This window comes from Citrobacter sp. Cpo071 (assembly GCF_030332765.1).
Classification (GTDB): Bacteria; Pseudomonadota; Gammaproteobacteria; order Enterobacterales; family Enterobacteriaceae; genus Citrobacter; species Citrobacter portucalensis.
Map to the genome: position 1 here is coordinate 1 of NZ_JAOWHE010000007.1, position 814 is coordinate 814.

At 56.8% G+C, this 814-nt stretch carries 2 protein-coding genes; both read left to right on the top strand.

The genetic code is table 11. From position 1 onward, the window contains the following. The coding region (locus tag OGY09_RS00035) for a helix-turn-helix transcriptional regulator (RefSeq protein WP_286589712.1) at positions 1-120 on the top strand (120 nt) is incomplete at its 5' end. Next, positions 117-665: a host cell division inhibitor Icd-like protein gene (locus OGY09_RS00040; protein ID WP_286589710.1), complete on the top strand. Its 549-nt coding sequence runs from the start codon at positions 117-119 to the stop codon at positions 663-665. The genes OGY09_RS00035 and OGY09_RS00040, both read left to right, overlap by 4 nt. Positions 666-814 lie beyond the last annotated feature (149 nt).

An 814-nucleotide genomic window follows, 5' to 3' on the forward strand; every position in this document is an offset into this window, starting at 1 on the left:
CGGGAAGCTTTCCCGAAACAAATCTCCCTCGGTGGGAAAAACGTGGCGTGGGCGCAGTCTGAAATCACCGCATGGATGGCAGATCGCATTGCCGAACGTAACCGGGGCTATGACTCATGATGATGATCGTTCAGCAAACAGCCCCTTTTTCTGGCTTGCTTCTTTTCGCCGTTTCCAGGTATAGTTTTCCCGCTGTCGCAAAATCGGCAGCCGGGCGTGAGAACCCGAGTTTAACTGTGGCGACACCGGACGCGCCATGCGTCTTTTTTTGTGTCTATGCTTTTGCACACCCATTTATCGGGCAACGGTTCTTTGTCTGTTGCGCCGTCAAAATAATGGTGGCTCAGGCGGGGCAGCTTTCGGGCTGGCCGGTTTCCATAGTTGCCGGTTTCTCACCCCCGTCTGGGCTACCACCATTGCGTGAGAACTTCGGTGGTAGCTGTAATCAGCTAACTATGGAGGTTGCCGCTATGGCTACGACCCTCACCCCATCACACCCGCAGTTTGTCTTTGTGTTTGCCGCTGTTCGTCGCGCAGACCGTACCCCCCGTATTTGTATGCTTCGCACCGTTGCCGGTGATGAGCACGCCGCACGCCTTTCTCTCGTTCGCGATTACGTCCTCTCGTTTGCTGGCCGTCTGCCGGTTGCGGAGGTGCGCGCATGAGACACCCCACCATTACTGCCCGTGACCTCGAATGTCTGGAGCATATGCGCAATGTCGGCCAGCTCGTTGGCGACCTGATGCAGGTGCAGGACTGCGCCACCGTTCGTCGTGACCCTGCGCAGCAGTTACAGCTCACCTCCGTGATTTAC